Origin of the sequence: Streptomyces sp. NPDC001544 (genome assembly GCF_042894285.1) — a bacterium.
GTDB lineage: Bacteria > Actinomycetota > Actinomycetes > Streptomycetales > Streptomycetaceae > Streptomyces.
The window spans coordinates 1-25,156 of record NZ_JBIAVN010000027.1 but is presented as its reverse complement, the minus strand read 5'-3'; the positions used below and the strand labels follow the sequence as shown (position 1 = coordinate 25,156).

At 73.2% G+C, this 25,156-nt stretch carries 19 protein-coding genes; 4 read left to right on the top strand and 15 right to left on the bottom strand.

The window, feature by feature from the left end:
- The first annotated feature begins 115 nt into the window (after positions 1 to 115).
- Positions 116 to 3,091, top strand: coding sequence for an SCO5717 family growth-regulating ATPase (locus ACFY0F_RS37525; RefSeq protein ID WP_388805101.1), 2,976 nt, complete (start codon positions 116 to 118; stop codon positions 3,089 to 3,091).
- A gap of 77 nt (positions 3,092 to 3,168) precedes the next feature.
- Here the strand turns inward: ACFY0F_RS37525 and ACFY0F_RS37520 are convergent, their stop codons facing one another.
- The 9 genes from ACFY0F_RS37520 to rimP form a co-directional block, all read right to left on the bottom strand.
- Positions 3,169 to 4,116, bottom strand: a complete 948-nt coding sequence (locus ACFY0F_RS37520; RefSeq protein ID WP_388805098.1) for a bifunctional riboflavin kinase/FAD synthetase — start codon at positions 4,114 to 4,116, stop codon at positions 3,169 to 3,171.
- Between the two features lie 120 nt (positions 4,117 to 4,236).
- Positions 4,237 to 7,803 carry a trypsin-like peptidase domain-containing protein gene (locus ACFY0F_RS37515; protein ID WP_388805095.1) on the bottom strand — a complete coding sequence of 1,189 codons (3,567 nt, stop codon included), beginning with the start codon at positions 7,801 to 7,803 and terminating at the stop codon, positions 4,237 to 4,239.
- A gap of 243 nt (positions 7,804 to 8,046) precedes the next feature.
- The gene (truB, locus tag ACFY0F_RS37510) at positions 8,047 to 8,952 is read right to left on the bottom strand and encodes a tRNA pseudouridine(55) synthase TruB (protein WP_388805092.1); all 906 of its coding nucleotides are present in this window, start codon (positions 8,950 to 8,952) and stop codon (positions 8,047 to 8,049) included.
- Positions 8,949 to 9,401, bottom strand: a complete 453-nt coding sequence (rbfA, locus tag ACFY0F_RS37505; RefSeq protein WP_388805089.1) for a 30S ribosome-binding factor RbfA — start codon at positions 9,399 to 9,401, stop codon at positions 8,949 to 8,951. The genes truB and rbfA overlap by 4 nt, the downstream gene beginning before the upstream one ends.
- 42 nt (positions 9,402 to 9,443) lie before the next feature.
- Positions 9,444 to 9,737 carry a DUF503 domain-containing protein gene (locus ACFY0F_RS37500; RefSeq protein ID WP_388805086.1) on the bottom strand — a complete coding sequence of 98 codons (294 nt, stop codon included), beginning with the start codon at positions 9,735 to 9,737 and terminating at the stop codon, positions 9,444 to 9,446.
- 240 nt (positions 9,738 to 9,977) lie between these two features.
- On the bottom strand, positions 9,978 to 13,067 hold the full coding sequence (gene infB / locus ACFY0F_RS37495; protein ID WP_388805083.1) for a translation initiation factor IF-2: 3,090 nt from the start codon (positions 13,065 to 13,067) through the stop codon (positions 9,978 to 9,980).
- Positions 13,068 to 13,212: 145 nt separating this feature from the next.
- Positions 13,213 to 13,509, bottom strand: a complete 297-nt coding sequence (locus ACFY0F_RS37490) for a YlxR family protein (RefSeq protein WP_388805080.1) — start codon at positions 13,507 to 13,509, stop codon at positions 13,213 to 13,215.
- 102 nt (positions 13,510 to 13,611) lie between these two features.
- Positions 13,612 to 14,598 carry a transcription termination factor NusA gene (gene nusA, locus ACFY0F_RS37485; RefSeq protein ID WP_186287342.1) on the bottom strand — a complete coding sequence of 329 codons (987 nt, stop codon included), beginning with the start codon at positions 14,596 to 14,598 and terminating at the stop codon, positions 13,612 to 13,614.
- Positions 14,599 to 14,600: 2 nt separating this feature from the next.
- Complete coding sequence (rimP, locus tag ACFY0F_RS37480; RefSeq protein ID WP_388805077.1) at positions 14,601 to 15,098, bottom strand: ribosome maturation factor RimP; 498 nt, start codon at positions 15,096 to 15,098, stop codon at positions 14,601 to 14,603.
- Between the two features lie 278 nt (positions 15,099 to 15,376).
- Here rimP and ACFY0F_RS37475 point away from each other — a divergent pair, with 278 nt between their 5' ends.
- Genes ACFY0F_RS37475 through ACFY0F_RS37465 form a run of 3 tightly spaced genes read left to right on the top strand, consistent with a single transcriptional unit; the run spans position 15,377 to position 17,355 of the window.
- Positions 15,377 to 15,931 carry a hypothetical protein gene (locus tag ACFY0F_RS37475; protein ID WP_388805074.1) on the top strand — a complete coding sequence of 185 codons (555 nt, stop codon included), beginning with the start codon at positions 15,377 to 15,379 and terminating at the stop codon, positions 15,929 to 15,931.
- Complete coding sequence (locus ACFY0F_RS37470) at positions 15,928 to 16,425, top strand: ferritin-like domain-containing protein (RefSeq protein ID WP_388805071.1); 498 nt, start codon at positions 15,928 to 15,930, stop codon at positions 16,423 to 16,425. Before ACFY0F_RS37475 ends, ACFY0F_RS37470 begins: the two co-directional genes overlap by 4 nt.
- 30 nt (positions 16,426 to 16,455) lie before the next feature.
- Positions 16,456 to 17,355 carry an aminoglycoside phosphotransferase family protein gene (locus tag ACFY0F_RS37465; protein WP_388805068.1) on the top strand — a complete coding sequence of 300 codons (900 nt, stop codon included), beginning with the start codon at positions 16,456 to 16,458 and terminating at the stop codon, positions 17,353 to 17,355.
- Between the two features lie 668 nt (positions 17,356 to 18,023).
- Here ACFY0F_RS37465 and ACFY0F_RS37460 read toward each other — a convergent pair.
- From ACFY0F_RS37460 to ACFY0F_RS37435, 6 genes are all read right to left on the bottom strand, one after another.
- Complete coding sequence (locus ACFY0F_RS37460) at positions 18,024 to 19,727, bottom strand: proline--tRNA ligase (RefSeq protein ID WP_388805065.1); 1,704 nt, start codon at positions 19,725 to 19,727, stop codon at positions 18,024 to 18,026.
- Between the two features lie 72 nt (positions 19,728 to 19,799).
- Entirely contained in the window at positions 19,800 to 20,330 is a 531-nt protein-coding gene (locus tag ACFY0F_RS37455; protein ID WP_388805062.1) for a GNAT family N-acetyltransferase, read from the bottom strand.
- A gap of 37 nt (positions 20,331 to 20,367) precedes the next feature.
- Positions 20,368 to 21,537, bottom strand: coding sequence for a serine hydrolase domain-containing protein (locus ACFY0F_RS37450; RefSeq protein ID WP_388805059.1), 1,170 nt, complete (start codon positions 21,535 to 21,537; stop codon positions 20,368 to 20,370).
- A 114-nt stretch (positions 21,538 to 21,651) separates the two neighbouring features.
- Positions 21,652 to 22,500 carry a GNAT family N-acetyltransferase gene (locus ACFY0F_RS37445; protein ID WP_388805056.1) on the bottom strand — a complete coding sequence of 283 codons (849 nt, stop codon included), beginning with the start codon at positions 22,498 to 22,500 and terminating at the stop codon, positions 21,652 to 21,654.
- Positions 22,501 to 22,597: 97 nt separating this feature from the next.
- A complete protein-coding gene (locus ACFY0F_RS37440; RefSeq protein ID WP_388805053.1) occupies positions 22,598 to 24,379 on the bottom strand; it encodes an alpha-L-fucosidase in 1,782 nt (593 codons plus the stop codon).
- 186 nt (positions 24,380 to 24,565) lie between these two features.
- Positions 24,566 to 25,156, bottom strand: a 591-nt coding sequence (locus tag ACFY0F_RS37435; protein WP_388805050.1) for a flavodoxin-dependent (E)-4-hydroxy-3-methylbut-2-enyl-diphosphate synthase, incomplete at its 5' end; no start/stop codon positions are given.

The window sequence follows — 25,156 nt, the reverse complement described above, 5'->3', positions numbered from 1 at the left end:
GTCCAGGGGAGAACCGGTGGATCCGACTACCTCTAACGACTACGGACGACTGAGAACGACACGACATGGTCGCCCCGGCACGGCATGAGGGTGCTCGACCACATCAGGAGGAACTGTGAGCAGCGATCGGGACGGGATCCGCGGGGGCTGGGCCACACCCGGCGATGACCAGCCCGACGCGGAGTCCGCCTTCGAGACGACGGGCGAGTTCACCATCGACTACGCGCCGCCTGCCTGGTACACGCAGAACGCGGCGCAGACCGGCGGGGCCGCCGGGGGTTCCGAGCAGGGCCCTGGAGCCGGTGGGCCTTCCGGGGCCGTTCCCGGTTCGGCCGGTGCGCCCGGTACGGCCGGCGGGGCGCCCTTCACTCCGGCTCCCCCCGTTCCCCCGGTTCCCCCGGCTCCTCCAGGTCCTGTGCCCGGGGCGCCGTTCACGCCGCCCGCGGCGCAGACCGGGGAGCCCGGTCCGGTGCCGAGGCTGCCGATGTCGAGCGGGTTCGAGCCGCAGCCCCCGCAGCAGCCGCAGCAGCCGCAGCCGGAGACTCCGGCCCAGGCTTGGGCTCCGCCCGCGCCGTCCGCGCCGCCCGCCAACGCGCCCGCCGAGCCGGATCCGGATCCGGACAACGGTGACCTGGAGAGCGGCGCCACCATGCGGTTCTCGGCCGTCGCGTTGAAGCGTGAGATGGCCGCCGTCGCGGAGCACGCCGCCGCCTCCAAGGACGAGGACTCGGCGGAGCAGGATGCGTCGGACGAGCCGAAGGGTGGGGCCGAGGCGGAGGCACCGGGTACGGACGGGGCCGACACGGGCGAGGTCCGCGGCGCTTCCGAGGATGCCGAGACGTCCGCGGACGCCGGTCACGCGACCGTCGGCTCCGACGAGAGCGCCGAGGTGGTGACGGCAGAGGCGGACGCGCCTGCCGAGGAGCTCTCCTCTGCCGAGGCGGTCGCGCCGCAGTCCGCGGCTGTGGTGGAGGATGCCGAGGGCTCGGACACCGACGACGAGCCGGCCGGCGTCCCCGCCGGTGTCGCGGAGTCCGCAGCAGAGGAGACCGTCAAGCCGGAGACCGAGCCCGCCGAGGCCGAGCCCGCTCAGGCTCCGTCCTCCGAGGTTCCGTCGGCCGAGGCTCCGCCCGCTCCGGACGAGGCCGCGGAGGCCACCCCCGCGGATGCCGCACCGCCCGCTCCGCAGGAGGCCCCGCCCGCCTGGGGGCCCCCGCCGGCGCCGCAGACCGGGGTGCCGCCGCTGCCGCCGCAGTACCAGCCCGCGGCCCCCGTCCCGGCCGCCCAGTGGCCCGCGCAACCCCAGCCACAGCAGCAACCCCAGCCACAGCAGCCGCAGCACCAGCCGCAGCAGCCTCCGTTCCAGCCGCAGGCGCCGCAGCCCGCGCCCGCCGCCTGGCACCAGCCCCCGGCCCCGCCGACCGCACCCCACCCGGGCCAGCCGTACACCCCCGGTGCCCCGGCGGCACCGCAGCCGCCGCATGCCCCCGCTCCGGCCCCCGACGCACAGGCGGGGTACGGCTTCCCGCCGCCCTCGGCCCCGCCGGCACCCCAGCAGCCGCACGCCCCCGCTCCGGCCCCCGACGCGCAGGCCGGGTACGGTTTTCCCCCGCCGCCCGCTCCCCACCCGCAGGCCGGCTACGGCTTCCCTCCGCCCCCCGCCCCCAACCCGCAGGCCGGCTACGGCTTTCCCCCGCCCCCGGTCCAGCAGGAACAGGGCCGGCCGCAGGTGCCGCAGGCCCCGGTCGATCCCCGGGCCGGTGCCGCCTGGCCGCAGCCGATACAGCACGACCAGCGGCAGATGACCAACCCCGGTGCCGCGCCGCTCGGTTACACCGCGGCCGTGGAACTGTCCTCCGACCGGCTGCTCAACAACAAGAAGCAGAAGGCGAAGAGCGGACGGCCCGCGGCGGCGACGTCGCGGTTCAAGCTGGGCGGGAAGAAGGAGGAGGCCGAGCGGCAGCGGAAGCTCGAGCTGATCCGGACGCCGGTGCTGTCCTGCTACCGGATCGCCGTCATCAGCCTCAAGGGCGGTGTGGGCAAGACGACCACGACGACCGCGCTGGGTTCCACCCTCGCCTCCGAGCGGCAGGACAAGATCCTCGCCATCGACGCGAACCCGGACGCCGGTACGCTCGGCCGCCGCGTGCGCCGCGAGACCGGCGCGACGATCCGGGACCTCGTCCAGGCGATCCCGTATCTCAACTCGTACATGGACATCCGGCGGTTCACGTCGCAGGCGCCGTCCGGCCTGGAGATCATCGCCAACGACGTCGACCCGGCCGTCTCCACGACGTTCAACGACGAGGACTACCGGCGCGCGATCGACGTGCTGGGCAGGCAGTACCCGGTCATCCTCACCGACTCGGGCACGGGTCTGCTGTACAGCGCGATGCGTGGGGTGCTCGACCTCGCCGACCAGCTCATCATCGTCTCCACGCCGTCGGTGGACGGTGCGAGCAGCGCCAGTACGACGCTGGACTGGCTGTCCGCGCACGGGTACGCCGACCTCGTCTCGCGGTCCCTCACCGTCATCTCCGGAGTGCGCGAGACCGGCAAGATGATCAAGGTCGAGGACATCGTGGCGCACTTCGAGACCCGCTGCCGTGGTGTCGTGGTCGTCCCCTTCGACGAGCATCTGGCCGCCGGTGCCGAGGTCGACCTCGACATGATGCGGCCGAAGGTGCGGGAGGCGTACTTCAACCTCTCGGCGCTGGTCGCGGAGGACTTCATCCGGCACCAGCAGATGCACGGCCTGTGGACCAACGACGGCAACCCGCCGCCGGTGGCCGCCCCGCCGATGCCGGGCCAGCCGATGCCGGGCCAACCGATGCCAGGCCAGCCGATGCCGGGCCAGCAGTACGCCCCGCCCGCACAGCAGCCGCTGTACGGTGCGGGTCAGCCCTATCCGCCGGCGCCAGGCCAGCCGTACCCGCCGGCCCAGGGCCAGCCCGGCCAGCCGTACCCGCCGGCCCAGGGCCAGCCGTACCCGCCGCAGCCCGGTTACCCGCAGCCCGGCCAGTCCGAGGCGCAGCCTCCGCAGGGCCAGCCTCCGCAGGGCCCGCCCCCGCAGGCTCCGCCCCAGCAGTAGAGCGGCATGAAGAAGGGCGGCCGGTGCCCCTGGAGGCGCTGGCCGCCCTTTCCGTCGTGCCGCCGAAGGCCGCGCCCCTACCGGTCCGCGGCGATCAGTTCCCGGCAGCGCTTCACGTCGTCGGCCATCTGCTCCAGCAGGGCCTGGAGCGACTCGAACTTCGCCTGCCCGCGCACGTACGCCAGGAAGTCGACGGCGACGTGCAGCCCGTACAGGTCGAGGCCGACCCGGTCGATCGCGTACGCCTCCACCGTGCGCTCGGTGCCGTCGAACTGCGGGTTCGTACCGACGGAGATCGCGGCCGGCATCGCCTCGCCCTGCGCGTGCAGATAGCCGGCGTACACGCCGTCGGCCGGGATCGCGGTGTGCGGGAGGGTCTCGACGTTGGCCGTGGGGAAGCCCAGCTCGCGGCCGCGCTGGGCGCCGCGGACGACCACGCCCTCCACACGGTGCGGGCGGCCCAGGATCTCGCGGGCGCCGTCGACGTCACCCTCGGCGACCAGGCGCCGGGTCAGGGTCGAGGAGAACGGCTCGCCGCCGCCCGCCTCGCCGCTCAAGTACAGGTCGACGACCTCGACCTCGAAGTCGTAGCTCTTGCCCTGCTCGACGAGGAACTCGACGTTGCCGGCCGCCTTGTGGCCGAAGCGGAAGTTCGGGCCCTCGACGACCGCCTTGGCGTGCAGCTTGTCCACCAGGACCTTGACGACGAAGTCGGCCGGGGACAGCTTCGAGAACTCGGTGGTGAAGGGAAGGATCAGCACCGCGTCCACACCCAGCTCGGCCATGACTTCGGCACGGCGGTGGTGCGGGGCGAGCAGCGGGGGGTGGCTGCCGGGGCGGACGACCTCGCTGGGGTGCGGGTCGAAGGTGACGACGACGGAGGGGATGCCCAGCTCGCGGGCGCGGTCCACGGCATGCCTGATGATCAGCTGGTGCCCGCGGTGGACTCCGTCGTAGGAGCCGATGGTGACGACGCTGCGCCCCCAGTCCTGGGGGATGTCCTCCAAGCCACGCCAGCGCTGCACTGTGACCGCTCCTCGCACCCTTGTCCGTATCCATCATTGACCGATTGCGCAGGTCTAAGGGTGCCATGCCGCGCGTTCCGGACCCGCATCGGCATGGGGGCTGTGACCGGGCGCACGTCGTCACGCCGGCAGGACGGTGGGATCGTGCTCGCGGGACGGCGAGTGGTGCAGCAGCTCCTCGCGCAGGGGTCGGGACGCCGGGGTGCCGGGGGCGGCGAGGACGGCCGCGAGGGCCGCTCGCAGCGGTGCCGTTCCGGCGTCCAGGAGGCCGGTGACCAGCGGCAGCAGCACGGCGCGGGCGGCCGGGGACTGGTCGAGGCGGCGGTCGACGTACTGCGCCACCGGTTCGGCGGTCTCCGGCCGCAGCTCGGCCGTCTCGCACACGAGCGCGGCGACCCGGCCGGCCAGCGGGGGCGTGGTGACGTCGGCGAGGGCGCTCAGCGCCTCCCCCGGGCCCGCCCCGGAGCGCAGCCGGGCACGGAAGGCGTCCAGCACCGGCCCGGGATCCGTGGCCAGGGCGGCGGCCAGGGCGCTGGGCGGGAACAGGGGGTCACCGGTGGCGAAGTGCTCGACCGCTCGCGGGAGATGGCGGGCGCGGGTGCGCGGGTCGCGCACCAGCAGGGCGAGCGCGCCGCCGTGCAGGCCGCGGTCGGCGGGGCGGGCGAGGAGGGTGACGGCCGCACGGCGCAGCAGCGCGCGGTCGGCCTCGGTGCGCAGGTGGGGTGCGGCGCGCAGGCCGTACGTGATGGCCGCCGACCGCCGTGCCGGGCGTTCGTCGTGCGCCCATCGGTCGACGGCCCGGCAGACCGCGGACGTCTCGTCCCCGGCGAGCACCGCGAGCAGTTCGTCGCCCCGTCGGTGCGCGCTGTCCACGAGAACCTCGGTGAGGTCGTCCGGCGCGCCGTGTCGGTAGGTGTGCAGCAGCGCCTGCGCGGCCGTGGCCACGGTGGCGTGCGGGGTGGCGGGCAGCGGCCGCTCGTCGTCGAACCACCGGGTCAGGTGCGGTTGTACGGCGGCGGGGTCGGCGGCGAGGAGCCGGGCCACGGCGTCCAGGTACCGGACGCTGGTGGGCGGCGGCGGGGCGGGGGTGTCGTCGCCCCGTGGCCACGGCAGCGAACCGGGCGAGGTGGCCGCCCCCGGGGTGCCCGGTGGGGCCTCGTCGGCCTGGAGCAGGCGGCGCAGCAGGTCGAAGCGCTCGCGGTCCGGGATCGGCAGCGTGGTCCAGAAGGCGGGGCCGAAGTCCGCGGGCACGGGGCGCTGTCGGCGCCGCCGGGCGACGATGCGGTCGGCGAGCAGACGGAGGACACCGCTGTAGGGGGTCGCGTCGGGGACCTCGGACAGCACCCGGGCGAGCAGTCGGGCGGCCCACCACGATCCGGGGGCCGCGTCGAGGGCGTGGATCAACTTCTCCAGGTGCGCGGCGAGTTCGGCGGTGCCCTGCTGGCGGGCGAGGACGAGCAGGGCCTGGACGACGGGGCCGACGCGGTGGTGCGGGACGGGCAGGTGATGGCTCGCGTGCGGGAGCGGCAGGGGGTGGCCGTCGTGCGGGACCGGCGGGTGGTGGCTCGCGAGCGGGACCGGCGGGTGGTGGCTCGCGAGCGGGACCGGCGGGTGGTGGCTCGCGAGCGGGACCGGCGGGTGGTGGCCGTCGAGCGGGACCGGCGGGTGATGGCCGTCGAGCGGGACCGGCAGGGAGTGGGTCTCGTGCGGGACGGGGCCGTGGTGGACCAGGGCGCGCAGGGCCTCGTCCAGATCGAGGTGCATGCCCTGGATCCAGTCGGCGAACTCCTCGTGGGCGAACCGGTAGCCGGTCCCGGCGGGCACCAGCAGCCCCTCGGTGAGGACGGCGGACGCCCAGCCGGTCATGCCGCCCAGCCAGGACGGGGCGGGCCCCCAGGGGAACACCGCCTCGAAGGTGGCCCGGTCCAGGCCGCCCTGTCCCGGGCCGAGGCTGCGCCGGGCGGCCTCGTGGACCTGCCCGGAGACCCGGGCCGCGAGACGCCGTACGGCGGTGCCGCGCAGGCCGTTGTCCGCGGCGAGGCGGACCGCGATGCGCAGGCACATCAGGTCCAGGTGGGCCGCGAACACCTCGTGCCGGTCGACGCGGGGCGCCGGGGCGTCCCGCAGGGCGGCGCGGACCTCCGACAGCAGCCGGAGGGTGAGGGGGTGACGGGCGTCGTGGTCGCTGACGGCGCCGTCGGGGAGCGCGTAGCGGGCGCGGGCGGCGCGGGCCTCGTCCTGGGTGAGGTCAGTCAGGCGCACGCAGGGCGGGAGCGGGCGGGGCGGGTCGACGGGGGCCGGCGCGGGGCGGTACAGCACTGCGGGCGGGAAGTGCGCCCCGGCGCTCTCCCAGTACTCCTCCCGGCATGCCACCACCAGTCGTGCGCCGGCCTCGCGCAGCCACTGGGCGGTCCCCGCGGTCCACTCGGGCAGCCGGTGGGCGAGGGCGGGGGGCATCTCCTCGGGGCCGTCGAGCAGGAGCAGCAGCGGACGGCCGAGCCGTGCGGCGAGGCGGGCGAGGCGTTCCGGGGTGGTGTCCTCAGGGCCGGCCGGGGCGCCCGGAGGGGCCTGGCCGGCGGGGAGGGGCGGCCGGGAGGCGGCGACGATACGGGCCGCCCGGCGCAGGGCGCGGCGCGCGGCGTCGGCCACCGAGCCGTCGGCGTCCGTCAGATCGGCGCCGCGCAGCCACAGGGTGGGCGCCGGTTCCGGTCCGCGGTCGCGGCGGGTGGCGAGGGCCGCGAGTTCCGTCGTACGGCCGCTGCCCGGGGCGCCGACGAGACCGAGGACGGCGGCGGTGCCGCGGGTCTCGGTGAAGGCCGTCAACTGCCGTACCACCTCGGGGCGTTCGACGGGCTCGGCCGGTCCGGGGCCCACGGCACCGGGTCGGCCGGCGTACCCGGCGAGCGCTCGGGGCGGGCCGTCCTGGCCGACCGAGGTGGCGGTCAGTTCCAGGATGCCCGCCAGGTTCAGGTCGGCGCCGTACGCGGGCACGGTCGCGGCGTTGCGGTCGAGGAGTTCGGCGAGCGGGCCGTCGGCCGGGCGCAGCGGTACGGCGAACCCGGCCTCGCGGTCACCGGACCGCAGGGCCGTGCCGAGGACGCCGAGCACCGCGCCGGTCGCCGCGTCGAGCACCGGCCCGCCGGCCGCGCCGCCGCCGCGCCGCAGCGCGTCCCGGCCCGCCGTGCCCAGCGCCAACTCCATCGCCTCGCCGCGGAGTGGGAGGCCGGGGCCCTGCGGCGTGTACGTCACCTGGGCGGTGCCGAGCACCCTCGCCGCGCGCCAGCCTCCGGCGGCGATACGCACATACGTGCCGGTGGGGATGCGGTCCCGCGCGGTCACCGGGAGCGGGTCCACGCCGAGGCCCTCGGTGCGCACCAGGGCGAGGTCCAGGGCGGGCAGCGGGGTGACGGCGTCGGCGGTCACGGCGCGGGTCCGCCGGTCGGCGGTGTGCAGCACCAGGCGGGCCAGGCCGTCGACGGCCTCGTGGCTGGTGACGAGGGTGCCGTGGTGGTCGGCGAGGAAGCCGGTGCCTCGGGGGCGGCCGGTCGTGTCCCGGATCCGGACCAGACGCGCGTCGAGGGCGCGGTCAGGGTCCTCGCCGGGGGTGCCCGGGCGCCGCTCCCGGCAGATCGCGTCCTCGGGGGTCCGTCCGGCGCCGCGCTCGCTGCGCGGGCCCCGTCCCGCCATGGTCGAACCTCCCGCCCGTCACCCGTGCCCTGCCCACGAAGGTAGGCCCGGAATGATCAGCGCTGCAGCTCGATCGGACAAAGCGCCCCCTTCCGCTCCCCCGGTTCACTCCGAGCGCCTGCTCGGTCGGGTGAATAGGCGGGGGCGGCTGGATAACCCTAGGGGTGGGGGAACCGAGGGGGGACCGTGGAGCGGCGGCCACATCCCGTGGCCGCCGCTCCACGGGCACAGCCCCGGGCCGGGTCAGCCGAAGACGGCGAGGCTCTTGGCCTTGCCCTTGTGCTCCTCGACCAGGGCGAGGAAGTGCTCCTCGGGGCCGAAGACGGCGACGGGGCCGCTGCCCTTGTACTCGTCGGGCATCTCCAGCCGCACGCCGTTGGTGAGCAGCCGGGCGCGTCTGGTGTCGACGTCCCAGCGCGGGAACGCGGCCGCGGCCGCCTGGGCGATCGGCATCACGGTCAGCTCCGTCTGGAGCTCGTCGAGGGTGCGGGCCGCGTCCAGCTTGTACGGTCCGACGCGCGTGCGGCGCAGGGCCGTGAGGTGCCCGCCGACGCCGAGGTCGGCGCCCAGGTCGCGGGCGAGGGCGCGGATGTAGGTGCCGGAGGAGCAGACCACCGACACCACCAGGTCGAGGACCGGTGTGCCGTCCTCGGCGACCGCGTCCCGGACGTCGTGGACGGCGAAGGAGGAGACCGTGACGGGCCGCGCGGGGATCTCGAAGTCCTCGCCCTCGCGGGCCCGCTTGTAGGACCGTACGCCGTCGATCTTGATGGCGCTGACCTTGGACGGCACCTGCATGATGTCGCCGGTCAGCTTGGCGACACCGGCGTCGACGGCGGCGCGGGTGACCTTGGACGCGTCGGCCGATGCCGTGATCTCGCCCTCGGCGTCGTCGGTGACCGTGGTCTGGCCGAGGCGGATGGTGCCGAGGTACTCCTTCTCCGTGAGGGCCAGGTGCCCGAGGAGCTTCGTCGCCTTCTCGACGCCGAGGACGAGGACGCCCGTCGCCATGGGGTCGAGGGTGCCGGCGTGGCCGACGCGGCGGGTCCTGGCGATCCCGCGCATCTTGGCGACCACGTCGTGCGAGGTGAAGCCCGACGGCTTGTCGACGATGACAAGTCCGTCGGGCGTGGTGCGCTTGTCGGTCATTCCGCGGTGTCGTCCGTCTCGTCCTCGGAGCCCGGCTTGCGGTACGGGTCCGCTTCACCGGCGTACGCGGCGCCCGCGGACGCCTCGCGTACCTTCTCGTCGGACAGGCGCGCCTTGTCGAGGAGGTCCTCGATGTTCTTGGCGGTGTCCGGGAGGGCGTCCGCGACGAACGCGAGGGTCGGCGTGAACTTCACGCCGGCCGCCCGGCCGACCTCGGAGCGCAGGATGCCCTTGGCGCTCTCCAGGCCCGCGGCGGCGGCCTTCCGCTCCTCCTCGTCGCCGTACACCGTGTAGAAGACGGTCGCCTCCCGCAGGTCCCCGGTGACCCGGGTGTCCGTGATGGTGACGTGCGAGCCGAGCCGCGGGTCCTTGATCCCGCGCTGCAGCTTCTGGGCCACCACCTCTCGGATGAGGTCCGCCAGCCTTTTCGCCCGCGCGTTGTCGGCCACTGGTCCGTCTCCCGTTCTTGTCTCTCGGTCGTTCTTGGGGGTCTAGTCGTCGTCGCCGTGGAACCGCCGTCTGACGGACAGCAGTTCCACCTCGGGGCGGGCGGCGACCAGCCGTTCGCACCGGTCCAGTACGTCGGTGAGGTGTGCCGCGTCGCCCGAGACCACGGCGAGGCCGATGAGGGCCCGCCGGTGGAGGTCCATGTGGTCCACCTCGGCCGCGCTCACGGCGTACTTCCGCTGGAGTTCGGCGACGATCGGGCGGACGACGGAGCGCTTCTCCTTGAGCGACCGTACGTCGCCGAGGAGGAGGTCGAAGGACAGAGTCCCCACGTACATGTGTGTAACCGGTTCACCCGCCGGTACGGGGTCGATGGCCCCGGGGCCGTGTGGCCGGGGACATCATGAACGGTACCCCGTTCCTGCCGGAGGCTCGACGGGGTTTTGCCTCGCCCGGGGCTGCCGGTCAGGCCTGGGGGCTTCGCCCCCAGACCCCCGGTTTCCCAAGGGAAAAGCCCTCGGCTATGCCGCACCGGCCGGCGGGACCGTGGTCCCGTCGGCCGGTGCGGACCGTGGGTGTTACACCCGCGGCTTCTCGCGCATCTCGTACGTCGCGATGACGTCGTCGACCTTGATGTCGTTGAAGTTTCCGAGGTTGATACCACCCTCGTAGCCTTCGCGGATCTCGGTGACGTCGTCCTTGAAGCGACGCAGGCCCTCGATGTTGAGGTTCTCCGCGACCACCTTGCCGTCGCGGATGAGGCGGGCCTTGGTGTTGCGGCGCACCTCGCCGGAGCGGATGAGGACACCGGCGATGTTGCCCAGCTTGGACGACTTGAAGACCTCGCGGATCTCCGCCGTACCGAGCTCGACCTCCTCGTACTCCGGCTTCAGCATGCCCTTCAGGGCCGCCTCGATCTCCTCGATCGCCTGGTAGATGACCGAGTAGTACCGGACGTCCACGCCCTCGCGCTCGGCCATCTGCGCCGCGCGGCCGGCCGCGCGGACGTTGAAGCCGATCACGATGGCGTCGGAGCCCATCGCCAGGTCGATGTCGGACTCCGTGACCGCACCGACGCCGCGGTGCAGGACGCGGATGTCGACCTCTTCGCCGACGTCCAGCTGGAGCAGCGAGGACTCGAGTGCCTCGACGGAACCGGAAGCGTCACCCTTGATGATCAGGTTCAGCTGCTGGATCTCGCCGGCCTTCAGCACCTTGTCCAGGTCCTCCAGCGACACGCGGCGCGTGCGCTTGGCGAACGCGGCGTTGCGCTCGCGGGCGGCGCGCTTCTCGGCGATCTGACGGGCCGTACGGTCCTCGTCGACCACCAGGAAGTTGTCGCCCGCACCCGGGACGTTGGTCAGGCCGAGGACCTGGACCGGCGTCGACGGGCCGGCCTCGGCGACGTTGTTGCCGTTGTCGTCGAGCATGGCGCGGACGCGGCCGTAGGCGTCGCCCACCACCATCGTGTCGCCGACCCGCAGGGTGCCTCGCTGGACGAGGACCGTCGCCACGGCACCGCGGCCGCGGTCGAGACGGGACTCGATCGAGATGCCCTGCGCGTCCTGGGCCGGGTTGGCCCGCAGGTCGAGCGAGGCGTCGGCGGTGAGGACGACGGCCTCGAGGAGGCTGTCGATGTGCAGACCCTGCTTGGCGGAGATGTCGACGAACATCGTGTCGCCGCCGTACTCCTCGGCCACCAGGCCGTACTCGGTCAGCTGACCGCGCACCTTGGTCGGGTCGGCACCCTCGACGTCGATCTTGTTGACCGCGACCACGATCGGCACGTCGGCCGCCTTGGCGTGGTTGAGCGCCTCGACCGTCTGCGGCATGACGCCGTCGTTGGCCGCGACGACCAGGATCGCGATGTCGGTCGACTTCGCACCACGGGCACGCATGGCGGTGAACGCCTCGTGACCCGGGGTGTCGATGAAGGTGATCTTGCGCTCTTCGTCGTTGACCTCGGTCGAGACCTGGTAGGCACCGATGTGCTGGGTGATGCCACCGGCCTCGCCCGCGATGACGTTCGTCTTGCGGATGGCGTCCAGCAGGCGGGTCTTACCGTGGTCGACGTGACCCATGACGGTCACGACCGGCGGACGGACGACCAGGTCCTCCTCGGAGCCCTCGTCCTCGCCGAACTCGATGTCGAAGGACTCGAGGAGCTCACGGTCCTCCTCCTCGGGGCTGACGATCTGAACCGTGTAGTTCATCTCGTCGGCGAGGAGCTGCAGCGTCTCGTCGGAGACGGACTGCGTGGCCGTGACCATCTCGCCCAGGTTCATCATCACCGCGACGAGCGACGCCGGATTGGCGTTGATCTTCTCGGCGAAGTCGGTGAGGGAGGCACCGCGCGACAGGCGAATGGTCTCGCCGTTGCCGCGAGGCAGCATCACACCGCCGACCGACGGGGCCTGCATGGCCTCGTACTCCTGGCGCCTCTGCCGCTTCGACTTGCGGCCACGACGCGCGGGACCACCGGGACGGCCGAAGGCGCCCTGCGTGCCACCACGGCCACCCGGACCACCGGGACGACCGCCGAAGCCGGGACGGCCACCGCCGCCGCCACCCGGGCCGCCGGGACGACCGGCGAAACCGCCGCCACCGCCACCGGGACCACCGGGACGACCGGCGAAGCCGCCGCCGCCACCGCCACCGGGACGACCGGCGAAGCCGCCACCGCCCGGACGACCGCCGCCGCCACCGGGACGACCGCCGCCACCGGGACCACGGCCGCCGGGGCCGCCACCGCCGGGACGCGGACCCGCGGCAGGACGCTGAGGCATCATGCCGGGGTTCGGACGCGGGCCGCCGGGGCCGCCACCGCCGGGACGGGGACCGCCCTGCGGACGCGGCATCGAGCCCGGGGTCGGGCGCGGGCCGCCGGGAGCCTGCGGACGGGGACCGCCGCCCTGGGCGCCGGGCGCCTGGGGACGGGGGCCACCACCGGGGGCACCGGGACCGCCGGGGCGGGGTCCGCCCTGCGGGCGCGGGGCCTGCGGGCGGGCCATGCCGGTGGAGCCACCGGACGTGAAGGGGTTGTTACCCGGACGCGGACCGGCCGGACGGGCGCCGGGACGCGGGCCCTGGCCGCCGGGACGCTGACCGCCCTGACCGGCGGGACGCTCGCCCCGCTGGCCCTGGCCCTGGCCGGGACCACCCGGACGGGCGCCGCCGGGCTTGGGCGCGCCGGGACGCGCGCCGCCGGGGCGCGGACCCTGGGCGGCCGGAGCCTGCGGGGCGGGAGCGGCCGGCGGAGCGGTGAACTCCGGGGCGGCCGGCGCCGGACGCGGCGCGGGCTTGGGGCCCGGCACCGGACGCGGGCCGGGGGCCGGCGTGGACGCCGACGGAGCCGACGGCTGCTGAGCCGCGGGCTGGGGTGCCGACGGCTGCGGGGCCGACGGCGGCTTGGGGGCGCCCGGCTTCGGTGCAGCCGGACGCGCCGCCTGCGCCGGAGAGGGCGCGGCGGGCCTGGGGGCGGCCTTGCGCGGGGCGGGCTTGCCGTTGCCACCGCCCTGGAAGGCGTCGGTCAGCTTGCGTACTACGGGCGCTTCGATCGTCGAAGACGCCGAACGGACGAATTCACCGAGTTCCTGGAGCTTGGCCATGACGACCTTGCTCTCGACACCGAACTCCTTGGCGAGTTCGTAGACCCGGACCTTAGCCACTTCGCTCCTTTGAGGTCCGGGTTGCGGCCGGACCGTCGCTAGTTCATGGGCGTACTCATCGCGTACTCATCGAGTGCTCATCGCAATCTCGACCTGCTTTCGACTCGCGAGGTACCAGACCGCACGGGGTTCCGTGCGGCACGTCTTACGGTGTTGCCTGCTCGGCAACTGTCGTCTGCTCGACGTACTGGCGCAACGCCTTTGTGTCGAGCGTTCCCGGGGCGCGCAGTGCCCGCGTGAACGCCCGGCGGCGTACCGCCTGGTCGAGACAGACCAGTGCGGGGTGCACGTAGGCACCCCGGCCGGGCAGCGTACCGCGAGGATCGGGGACGCACGCGTCCTCGATCGCCACGATCCGCAGCAGACCCGTCTTGGCCGCCCGCTCCCGGCACCCCACGCAGGTGCGTTCAGGGCATGCTCGGGCATGCGTCCGGCCAGACACGGTTAAGTCTACCTCCCCGTACCGACCTCACCCCTCTGGGTGATAGATCGAACAGTTGTCGTGCATAGAACTGTCGTGATCCAAGCGTCCTGCGGCCTGGATCTATTCCCCGGGCTGCTCCGTGTCCGGCCGGATGTCGATCCGCCAGCCGGTGAGCCGGGCGGCGAGCCGGGCGTTCTGGCCCTCCTTGCCGATGGCCAGCGACAGCTGGTAGTCCGGCACGGTCACCCGGGCGGACCTGGCGGCCATGTCCACGACCTCCACCTTGGACACCCGGGCGGGTGACAACGCGTTCGCGACCATCTCCGCCGGGTCGTCCGACCAGTCGACGATGTCGATCTTCTCACCGTTGAGCTCGCCCATCACGTTGCGCACCCGGCCGCCCATGGGGCCGATGCAGGCGCCCTTGGCGTTCAGGCCCGAACGGGTGGAACGCACGGCGATCTTCGTGCGGTGACCGGCCTCACGGGCGATCGCGGCGATCTCGACGGAGCCGTCGGCGATCTCCGGCACCTCGAGGGCGAACAGCTTCTTCACCAGGTTGGGGTGGGTGCGCGAAAGAGTGACGGACGGGCCGCGCACGCCCTTCGCCACCCGTACGACGTAACTGCGCAGCCGCATGCCGTGCGGGTACGTCTCCCCCGGCACCTGCTCCTGCACCGGCAGGATGGCCTCCAGCTTGCCGATGTCGACGAGCACGTTCTTCGGGTCGCGGCCCTGCTGGACCACTCCGGTGACGATGTCGCCCTCACGGCCGGCGTACTCGCCGAGCGTCGCGTCGTCCTCGGCGTCGCGCAGCCGCTGCAGGATGACCTGCTTGGCGGTGGTGGCGGCGATACGGCCGAAGCCGGACGGGGTGTCGTCGAACTCGCGGGGCTCCTGGCCCTCCTCGAGGTCCTCGGGGTCCTCCTTCGCCCACACGGTCACATGCCCGGTCTCCCGGTTGAGCTCCACGCGCGCGTGTCGGCGGCTTCCCTCGGTGCGGTGGTAGGCGATGAGGAGGGCCGACTCGATCGCCTCGACCAGCAGGTCGAAGGAGATCTCCTTCTCCCGAACCAAGCCCCGCAGGGCACTCATGTCGATGTCCACGGCTACGCCTCCTCTTCCTTCTTGTCCTTGCGGTTGAACTCGACCTGCACGCGCGCCTTGGCGATGTCCGGGTAGCCGAGTCTGCGGGTGGTGGCCTTGCGGCCCTTGACTCCGGGCACTTCGACGTCGAGGCCCTCGTCGTCGACCGTCAGGATCCTGGCGACCAGTTCGCCGCCCTCGGCCAGCTGGAACTTCGCCAGCCGGCCCACCGCGCGCGCGTAGTGCCGTTGTTCCTTGAGGAGGCGCTCAGCGCCCGGGGTTCCGACCTCCAGGTCGTACGCGCCCTCGCCCATCGCGTCCGTCTCGTCGAGCTTCGCCGAGAGCGCGCGGCTCACATCGGCGATCTGGTCCAGGTCCGCCCCGGTGTCGGAGTCGACGACGACGCGTAGCACCCGTTTGCGTCCGACGGAGTCGACTGCGATCTCCTCGAGATCCAGGCCCTGGGATGTGACGAGCGGTTCCAGCAGTTCTCGCAGCCTCTCGCTCTGGGTGGTGCTCATCCGGGTGACTCCTCGGCCGCGTGTGCTGTTGTGGGATGGGGCGCGTGTCTGGTCAAAGGGTATCCGGTCGCAGGGGGTGTTGCCGTCCACGTCCGCCTCCGGCGGGGCGGCCGGTCCGCCGGGGAGGGGAGCGCGGGTGGCTCTGCCCGCCGACCCGCTCCGACGCCCCCTCAAGTGGGTCCACGAGCCGGTGACATGGGTCGGGCGGGTTCGCGGGTACCGTGATCAGCGGCGAGCCCCCGCCCGTGTGTTCGTACGAGCCCCCGAGGACGTCTGCCGTGCCCCTCTCCTCACCGCCGCGTGCCCTCCCGTGGTCGCGCAGAAGAACACTGCTCGCCTCGGCCGCGGGAGCGGCCCTGCTCGCGGGCTGCTCCGACGGGGGCGGGGGATCCGGTGGCACGGGCGACGCCCCCTCGGTCTCCGCGCGGGCACGCGCGCGTGCGGCCCGGGACAGCCGGGCCCTGGTGGCACGGTACGACGCGGTGATCGCGGCGCATCCGGCGCTGGCCGGCCGACTGGAGCCGCTGCGGGCGGAGGCCGCGGCGCACGCGGAGGCGTTCGGCGGCGGTACGGCGGCGCCCTCGCGCTCTCCCGGCGCCTCGGCGCCGGCCCCGGCGTCCGCTTCCGCTTCCGCATCGGCATCGGCATCGGCATCGGCCGTCCCGACCGACGAGAAGGCCGCCCGCGCCGCGCTGGCCGCCGCCGAGCGGGACCTCGCCGACCGGCGGGCGAAGACGCTGCTGGAGGTGGACGGTGAGCTGGCCCGGCTGCTGGCCTCGGTGGCGGCCGCCGGAGCGGTGCACTTGTATCTGCTGACGGAGGACGGGAAGTGAGCGACCAGGCCGGGAGCGGCGAGCTCAAGGCCCTGCAGGCGGCCCTGGCCGCCGAGCACGCGGCCGTGTACGGGTACGGGGTCGTCGGCGGGCGGATCCGCGCGGAACGGCGCACTGAAGCACGGACGGCGTACGACGCGCACAGGGCGCGCAGGGATGCACTGGTCCGTGAGGTGCGCGACCTGGGCGGCGCCCCGGTGGCCGCGGACGCGGCGTACGCCCTGCCGTTCCCGGTACCGGACTCCGAGGCGGCGGTGAGGCTCGCCGCCGAGCTGGAGGAACGCGTGGCCGGGGTGTACTCCGACCTGGTACGGGCGACGACGGGCGGGCGGCGCCGCGAGGCAGCCGGGGTGCTGCGGGAGACCGCCGTGCGGGCGGTGCGCTGGCGCGGCGAGAGCGTAGCCTTCCCTGGTCTCGCCGAACGGGACGGCACCGCGGCCGGTGCGTCCGCGACCGCGCCGCCGGCCTCGGCCTCGGCGACACCGACGGCATGATCCGGCAGCCCGGGAAGGAACGGCTCGCGCATGGCTTTCGAACCGCCGCGGCGTCTCGTCAGAGCGCTCGGTGAGACGGCACCGGACGGTGACGGCTGGCTGGAAAGACTGCCGGAGGCCGTGCGGCAGGCCGTCGCGCTGCGCGGGCTGACCGTCGAGCGGGTGCAGGTGCCGGGCGGTCGCAGCAGCCTGGTCGTGCTGGTGCGCCGGGCGGACGGGACCCCGGCCGTGCTGAAGCTGGCGCCGCCCCGGGCCCGGCCGGAGGCGGAGCGGGCGGCGCTCGCGCACTGGGACGGGCTGGGCGCCGTACAGCTCCTGGAGACGGACGGCGCCGAGGGCGTGCTGCTGCTGGAACGGCTGCACCCCGATGTGTCCGTGCGGTCCCTGCCCGAGGCGAAGGCGCTGCTGGAGGCGGCGGGGACGCTGCGGCGGCTGTGGGTGGAACCGCCGGCGGAGTTCTCCTTCGAGACCGTGGCCGGACGGACCGGGCGGCAGGCCGAGGCCATGCGGGCCGGCGCGGAGACCGACCCCCAGGTGGCCCCGCTGGTCGAGGCGGCGCTCGCGGCCCGCGCTGAGCTGCTGGCCGCGCCGCCGGAGCATCGGCTGCTGCACGGCACGTTCCGGCAGAGCAAGGTGCTGGCCGGGGACCGCATGCCGTGGCTGGCGGTGGGTCCGGACCCGCTGGTCGGCGAGTGCGCCTTCGATCTCGCGCGGCTGGTCCGGGACCGGGTGGAGGACCTGATCGCCACGCCGTCGGGGGCGGCCACCACCCGGCGGCGGGTGAAGCGGCTCGCGGAGTCGCTGGACGTGGACCAGGAGCGGCTCAAAGGCTGGACCCTGTTCCGGGCGGTGGAGTCCGGGGTGCGGGCCCGCCGGGTGGGTCGTGAGCAGGACGCTGAACTGCTGCTGGAGTTCGCGGGCTGGCTCTAGGCCGCCTCCGCGAAGTCCCGTCGTCCGCCCGGAGGGCGGCTCCGCGGCGTCTGGTGCGCGCTCTGGGGGCCCCCGGCCGAAGGCTGGGGGGAGGAACTTTGCGGACACCCTCTGAGGACGCCCCCTGCCGTGCGCGGAGCTTCAGGTCCAGGGCCGGGCTGTCGGTCGTGGCTCGGCGGGCGCGGTGCTCCAGCCGGGTGTCGTCGCGACCAGCTCGTGCGGTGCGACCAGCCGGGCGGCAGCCTGACGCGGGCCGGCCGACGTTTGGATCCCACGCCCCTGGCCGGGGCCGCCGCGGTGGTGGTCGCGGCGGCCCCGGAGACCGGGTGCCAGGGGTACGGGCGGGCCGACCGGTGCTCGGGTCGACATGGTGGCGCAGGGCGGGTCCGCCGCGCCGTCGGCGCAAGGGGCCTCTCTCGCGCAGGTAGCGGTGCAGGTCGGGGCCCTCGACGAGGTCCATCACCAGGGTCGGCAGGCAGCGGCGGCGCCGCCTCGGTCCGGCGCCGGGAGGCCGCTCCCGGCCGCGGCCGCATGGGCGCCGGTCCGGGGAGGGCCGGTCCGCCACAGGGCGGCCGTCAGCCCTCCCCCAGCCCAGGGGGCTGCCCCGCGACGGCGGTGTCGCCGCCGAGGCCTGCCGGCACCCCGCCGACCGCCGCGCGCGGCGATGGTCAGGCGGTCAGGCGTGCGATCGCCTCGTCCACCGTCAGCTCCTCGCGCTCACCGCTCCTGCGGTCCTTCAGCTCCAGCACGCCCTCGGCGGAGCGGCGGCCCGCGACGAGGATCTGGGGGACGCCGATGAGTTCGGCGTCGGTGAACTTCACGCCCGGGGAGACGCCCGCCCGGTCGTCGACCAGGACGCGCAGGCCCGCGGCGGCCAGCTTCCCGGAGACCTCGAGGGCGAGCTCGGTCTGCAGGGCCTTGCCCGCGGCGACCACGTGCACGTCGGCCGGGGCGACCTCCTTGGGCCACACCAGGCCCTGCTCGTCGGCGTGCTGCTCGGCGAGGGCGGCGACGGCGCGGGAGACGCCGATGCCGTAGGAGCCCATGGTGACGCGCACCGGCTTGCCGTTCTGGCCGAGGACGTCGAGCTTGAGGGCGTCGGCGTACTTGCGGCCGAGCTGGAAGATGTGCCCGATCTCGATGGCGCGGTCGAGCTTCAGCCCGGTGCCGCAGTTGGGGCACGGGTCGCCCTCCTGCACCACCACGACGTCCACGTAGGCGTCGACCTCGAAGTCACGGCCGGCGACGACGTTCCTGGCGTGGGTGTGCTCCTTGTTGGCGCCCGTGATCCAGGCGGTGCCCGGCGCCACGCGCGGGTCGGCGATGTAGCGGACCTTCTCGCCCAGGCCCTGCGGGCCGACGTAGCCGCGGACCAGGTCGGGACGGCCCGTGAAGTCCTCGGCGGTGACCAGTTCGACGGCGGCCGGGGCGAAGTGCGCCTCGACCTTGTCCATGTCGACCTCGCGGTCACCGGGCACACCGACCGCGACGATCTCGCCGTCGACCTTGACGAGGAGGTTCTTCAGGGTGGCGGAGGCCGGGACGCCGAGGGAGGCGGCGAGGGTCTCGATGGTCGGGGTGTCCGGGGTCGGGATCTCCTCGGCGGCGGGGACGCCGGTGGCGTCCTGCTCCTGGAGCCCGTAGGTGATCGCCTCGGTGTTGGCGGCGAAGTCGCAGTTCGGGCAGTCCGCGAAGGTGTCCTCGCCGGCTTCGGCCGGGGCGAGGAACTCCTCGGACTTGGAGCCGCCCATCGCGCCGGCGGTGGCGGCGCAGATGCGGTAGTCGAGGCCGAGGCGCTCGAAGATCCGCTGGTAGGCCTGGCGGTGCAGGGCGTAGGACTGGGCGAGGCCCTCGTCCTCGGTGTCGAAGGAGTACGAGTCCTTCATCAGGAACTCGCGGCCGCGCAGGATGCCCGCGCGGGGCCGGGCCTCGTCGCGGAACTTGGTCTGGATCTGGTAGAGGATGACCGGCAGGTCCTTGTAGGAGGACGCCTGGTCCTTCACCAGCAGGGTGAAGATCTCCTCGTGGGTGGGGCCGAGGAGGTAGTCGCCGCCCTTGCGGTCCTTCAGGCGGAACAGCTCGGCGCCGTACTCGTCCCAGCGGCCGGTCGCCTCGTACGGCTCACGCGGCAGCAGGGCGGGGAGGAGGACCTCCTGGGCGCCGATGGCGTCCATCTCCTCGCGGACGATCCGCTCCACGTTCGCCAGGACCTTCTTGCCGAGGGGCAGCCAGCTCCAGATGCCGGCGGCGGTACGGCGGACGTAGCCGGCGCGGACCAGGAGCTTGTGGCTGAGCACCTCGGCGTCGGCCGGGTCGTCGCGCAGCGTTTTCGCCAGCAGCTGGGACATGCGCTGGACCGGTGCGTTCGCCATGGTTCTCGTACTCCTGCCGGGTGAAGGTGATGACCAGGAGGTTAGCCGGGGCGCCGCCGTGGCCGGAAATCCTTAACTCCGGCGCAGGGGCAGCGGGGCGCCCATGACGGCGTACGGCTTCGGGGCGCTGGGGAAGAGGACCTGGCGGGCGAGGTCCTGGTAGCCGAGGGAGTGGTAGAGGCCGCGGGCGGGGCTGTCGATGTCGATGGCGGAGAGGATCGAGCGGGGTTCGGTGGCGCCGTCGGTGATCGCGGTGATCAGGGCCCGGCCGACACCGCGGTTCTGGTGGCTCGGGTGGACGTGCAGCTCGGTGATCACGAAGGAGTCGTCGAGCCAGTCGTCGTGGCCGCGGGCCCGCAGATACGGTTCCACGACGGTGGACCACCAGTGGGTCCGGTCGTTGGGCATGCCGTAGACGAATCCGACGAGCCGTCCGCCGGCTGTGGCGCCGAGTGCCCTCGCTCCCGGGTACTGCATGTGGCGCAGGACGATCTGGCGTCGCACGGCCACCTCGTCGGGGTCCAGTCCGAAGGCGACGGCCTGGACGGCCAGGGCCTCGTCCACGTGTGCCGGGAGGTCGAGTGGGCCGATCACTACGTCCATGCGGGGAGACTACAGGGGGGCGCCGCCGCCGTGTGGGTCAGGAGGTGAGCACAGTGACCACCCGCTGGGTCATGTCCTCGTCCGTGCTGAGCGGCGTCGGCGTGCAGGAGAGCACGAAGCTCAGGCTCCGGTCGCGGGTGGCGAAGACGCGGGTGCGGTAGCCGTAGGTCTCGCCGGTCTTCCCCCAGAAGGTCACTCCGTTCACGGTGGCCTTCTGCAGCCCCATGCTGTACCGGGCGGGGCTGCCGTCCAGCATGCGCACGGTGTCGGGGGGCATGGTGAAGAGCTGCTCCGTCGCCTGCGGAGTCAGTAACTCGCCTGTGAACAGGGCCTTTTGCAGGCGACCGAGGTCGTCGAGACTGGAGACCAGTTCGCCCTCGCCCCAGGAGCCGGACTGGTCGAAGACGGTGACGTCCCTCAGGGAGCCGTCGGTCATCCGCAGATAGCCGTGCACGTGCGGGCCGTGCAGCCGCGGGTCGTCGCCGGGTATGAGGGTGTGGTCCAGTCCCAGCGGGCGCAGGACGCGGGAGGCGATCGCCTCGCCGTAGGGGCGTCCGGTGAGCTCCTCGACCAGCAGGGCGAGCAGGACGTAGTTGATGCCCCGGTACTCCTGTGCGGTGCCCGGCCGGAACTTGAGCGGACTGTGTGCGACGGTGTCGACCCACTGCTGCGGCGTCCACCGGTCGAACCGGTGCCGCAGCACGGCCTCCGGGGTGCTGAGGTCGGGCAGACCCTGGTGGTCGGGGAGCCCGCTGGTGTGGTTGAGCAGGTGCGCGACGGTGATCCGGGCGGAGTCCGGCGGGAGCAGCCCGGGCAGGTGGCGGCCGATCGGGGCGTCGAGCCGGAGGCGGCGCGCGGTCCACAGCTGCAGGACGACCGTCGCCACGAGCACCTTGGTGACACTGCCGGCGCGGAACCGGTCGGCCGGGCGCGGGGAGCGGCCGTCGGTCAGGTCGGCGGCTCCCACGGCCGTGTACCAGTGGTCCGCCCCGCGGGAGACGCGCAGCTGCGCCGAGGTGGCGGGCGGGTGGGTGAGGTCGCGGACCGCGGCGCGCAGGGCCTGTGTGTCCAGCGGCGGCGGGCGGCGGTCTGCGCCGGTGGCCGCACGGGACATCGTGCCGCCGGACGCGGCCAGGGCCGCGCCGGCCAGCGAGCCACCGAGTAAGGAACGTCGGGAGACACGTCCGGAGATCCAGTGTGAGGTCATGAGGATCATGCTGCCGACACCGTTCGGCCCGGCCATCCGGGATTGCCCCTCAGACGTCCCTGAGGCGGGCCCTGACCTCTCCCGGTACGACCGCCCCGGGCTGCTGCGACCGTCTCAGAACAGCACGCTCATGAAGGCGCCGACCTCCTGGAAGCCCACCCGCTCGTACGCCCGCCGCGCCGGGGTGTTGAAGTCGTTCACGTACAGGCTCACCACCGGGGCCACGTCGGCCAGCGCGTACCGCAGGACCGCGGCCATTCCGGGGGCGGCAAGTCCTCGGCCCCGGTATTCCGGGGCCACCCACACGCCCTGGATCTGGCACGCCTGGGAGGTCGCCGCGCCGATCTCCGCCTTGAAGACGACCTTGCCGTGTTCGTCGAGGCGGGCGAAGGAGCGGCCGGAGCCGACGAGTTCTGCGACGCGGGCCTGGTAGAGGAGGCCGCCGTCCCCGGCCAGCGGGGACACGCCGACCTCCTCGGTGAACATCGCGACGCACGCCGGCATGATCGTCTCCACCTCGTTCTTGCGGATCCGGCGCACGTAGGGGTCGGGGGCGATGTCGGCGGGCATGCGGTCGGTGACCATGAGGGGCTGGCGGGTGCGGACCTCCCGGGCGGGGCCCCAGTGCGGTTCCAGCAGTCGCCACAGCTCGGCGGTGGTCTGGGCGGGCCCCACGATGGAGGAGCAGCGGCGTCCGGCCCGTCGGGCGCGGTCGGCGAAGGCGCGTACGGCGCGCGGGGTGGCGCAGATCGGGACGAGGTTGGCTCCCGCGTAGCACAGGGACGTCAGCATGCCGTCCTCGTACCAGCCCCACATCTCCCCGCCGAGCCGCCAGGGGTCGAGGCCCGCGACCTGGACGCGGGAGGTCACGAAGGCGTTGGCGACCGGCTCGCGGTCGAGGACGGCGAGCGCGGCGTCCAGGTCGCTCGGTTCGAGCACCCGAGAGGTGGTCTGGGTCAACACGTGCGGGCCTCACCCTGAGGGTCTGCTGATCTCCGCACTGTACCTGCCGAAATTGTGCCGCGCCGCCCCGCGGGGGCAGCGCGGTGGGAGCCGCGGGTCAGCCTTTGCTCCTGGGATGGCCGTAACCGACCTGTACCTCGTCGATGCGCAGCTGCTTGTGGTAGTTCGGTACGGTGGCCGCGGCCCAGGTCGTGGGGACGTCGAGCCGGACGTGGCGGGTGCGCACACGGTCGCCGAGGTCCACGAAGCGGATTCCCCGGGCGCTTTCCAGCACCCCTGCCTTGATCTGCCGCCAGGTGGTTCCGTCGTCGCTCACGGAGACCGTGTAGTCCTTGATCCGCGCGGAGTCCTCCTTGCGGCCGAAGGACTCCCGGTTGTACGTCGGCGACCACTCGCGCTGGTCGATCCCGAGGAAGGCCACCTTGCGGGCCCGGCCGAGGTCAAGGGTGAAACCGGTCGGCAGGACGCCCTTGTTGTCGCTGTACGTGGTGAAGTCGCCGTCGGTGAGGGCGGGTTCGCTCGCCCTGACGGAGTAGGCCGGGTACACGCCCTCGCGGTGTGCGGCGGTGCGCACCTTGAACACGGTGTCGTACGGGTCCCAGTCGGTGATGCCTCGGATGGTGAGCGTGCCCCCGCGCTGGTCGAAGTGGAGGCGCTTGCCGGTGCGCAGGTCGGTGACGCGCTCGATCCGGTAGCCGTTGTCGCGGACGCGGATCTGGGCGCCGGTGGTCGGGCGGGTGGTGACGTGGACGTACTGGGTGGTGGCGGGGTGGGCGCGGCTGACGGTGACGTAGCCGTACGAGCCGTCGTTCCAGCTGCCCGGCTGCATGCCGCCGTACAGGAAGCCGCCCGCGTCGACGCCGTGCAGGGACTCCCAGATGGGCGGGAGGTAGTCCTTCAGCAGGTCGATGAACTTCTCCTGCTGCGGCGGGAAGCGGCCGTCGACCATGGCGGTGAAGTCCATGAGGGAGCGGATGGAGTTGCCCGCGTTGGCGATGTACCGGTCGACGTTGAGGGCGGTGGACACCGGGCGGTCCTGGCCGTCGTACCACCAGCTGCCGGTGTCCGGCACCTTGTAGCAGGACTCGGTCAGGCGCGGCAGGGGCGTCCAGATCGCCGACGGCTGGTCGTACGGCGGGGTCATGCCGACCTTCTGCTCATGGGACACCATGTCCATGATCGGGGTGTCCTCGTTGTTGTTGCTCAGCGTCATGTCCGGGCGCAGTTGCCGGATCTGCTCGTAGAGCTGGTGCTGTTCCCAGTACTCGTTGTCGTTGTCGATCCAGAAGCCCGACAGCTTCGGGTAGTTGCGCATGACCTCGAAGAAGTTGTCGTAGCCGAACTCGCCGAAGCCCTGACGGGTGGTGAGGTCGACGTCGTGGCCCTTGTATGCGGAGTAGGCGGCCGAGTCGAGGCTCTCCACGCCCTTCTCGTCGTGCCACTGGGGGTCGTCGGTCATGTAGAGGATGACCTTCAGGCCCTTCTTCGCCGCGGCGTCGATGAGTTCGCCGAGGATGTCGCGCTTCGTGGAGCACGACCCGGGGATGGCCGACGGCCATGGGCGCGCGTAGCCGAGGCGGGAGTGGAAGGTGGCGAGCACGATGTAGCTCGCGCGGATCTTGCGGGCCTCGTCGACCCAGTAGTCGGGTTTCCAGCCGCCGTCGTCGACGGCCTTCTCCCAGGAGGCGCAGTCGTAGTGGGCGGGGGCGGTGAACATGCCCCAGTGGAGGAAGAGACCGGCGGTGGCGTTGCGGAGCGTGGTCTGGCGGGGTGGGTAAGGGGGCGCCTGTGCTGTGTGGGCCGCCTGGGCCGAGGGGGCGGTGGCAAGCAGCAGGGCGAGGAGGGCGGTCCACAGGGCCAGCAGTCTGCGGCGTCTCATACGGTCACCTTGTCATCCGATGTATAGCCGGTGCGGGTATGGCGTGTGGGACATAGGTGCAGGTGCGCCCCATAACGTCCCTCCATACATCGGAGCTGTCAAGGGAGTCGGAGACATACTTACGCCCCGCCACCAGGGAGGTGACGGGGCGTCAGGGTGACGGGGTGTGAGGGGGGACCGGAGGGGTCAGCCGGCGACGGAGACCTCGGGCTCGCCGGAGGCCACGCCGTCCGCCTCCATCTTCTCGGCGAGCTTCATGGCTTCCTCGATGAGGGTCTCCACGATCTTCGACTCCGGGACGGTCTTGATGACCTCGCCCTTGACGAAGATCTGCCCCTTGCCGTTGCCGGAGGCCACACCGAGATCCGCCTCACGGGCCTCACCGGGACCGTTGACGACACAGCCCATCACGGCCACCCGCAGCGGAACCTCCATACCGGTCAGGCCCGCCGTGACCTCCTCGGCCAGCTTGTACACATCCACCTGCGCACGGCCGCACGACGGACACGAGACGATCTCCAGACCCCGCTGCCTGAGGTTCAGCGACTCAAGGATCTGGTTGCCGACCTTGACCTCCTCCACCGGAGGCGCCGACAGCGACACCCGGATCGTGTCACCGATACCCTGCGAGAGCAGCGCACCGAACGCCACCGCCGACTTGATCGTCCCCTGGAACGCCGGCCCCGCCTCCGTCACCCCCAGGTGCAGCGGATAGTCGCACTGCGCGGCCAGCTGCCTGTACGCCTCGATCATCACGACCGGGTCGTTGTGCTTCAC

What these genes read in the sequence shown, in the direction of transcription:
- ACFY0F_RS37500 (WP_388805086.1), bottom strand. Translation starts at nt 9,737, where the DNA reads ATGTACGTGGGGACTCTGTCCTTCGACCTCCTCCTCGGCGACGTACGG.
- ACFY0F_RS37455 (WP_388805062.1), bottom strand. Translation starts at nt 20,330, where the DNA reads ATGGACGTAGTGATCGGCCCACTCGACCTCCCGGCACACGTGGACGAG.
- ACFY0F_RS37515 (WP_388805095.1), bottom strand. Translation starts at nt 7,803, where the DNA reads ATGGCGGGACGGGGCCCGCGCAGCGAGCGCGGCGCCGGACGGACCCCC.
- truB (WP_388805092.1), bottom strand. Translation starts at nt 8,952, where the DNA reads ATGACCGACAAGCGCACCACGCCCGACGGACTTGTCATCGTCGACAAG.
- ACFY0F_RS37460 (WP_388805065.1), bottom strand. Translation starts at nt 19,727, where the DNA reads ATGGCGAACGCACCGGTCCAGCGCATGTCCCAGCTGCTGGCGAAAACG.
- rimP (WP_388805077.1), bottom strand. Translation starts at nt 15,098, where the DNA reads ATGAGCACCACCCAGAGCGAGAGGCTGCGAGAACTGCTGGAACCGCTC.
- ACFY0F_RS37440 (WP_388805053.1), bottom strand. Translation starts at nt 24,379, where the DNA reads ATGAGACGCCGCAGACTGCTGGCCCTGTGGACCGCCCTCCTCGCCCTG.
- ACFY0F_RS37450 (WP_388805059.1), bottom strand. Translation starts at nt 21,537, where the DNA reads ATGACCTCACACTGGATCTCCGGACGTGTCTCCCGACGTTCCTTACTC.
- ACFY0F_RS37465 (WP_388805068.1), top strand. Translation starts at nt 16,456, where the DNA reads ATGGCTTTCGAACCGCCGCGGCGTCTCGTCAGAGCGCTCGGTGAGACG.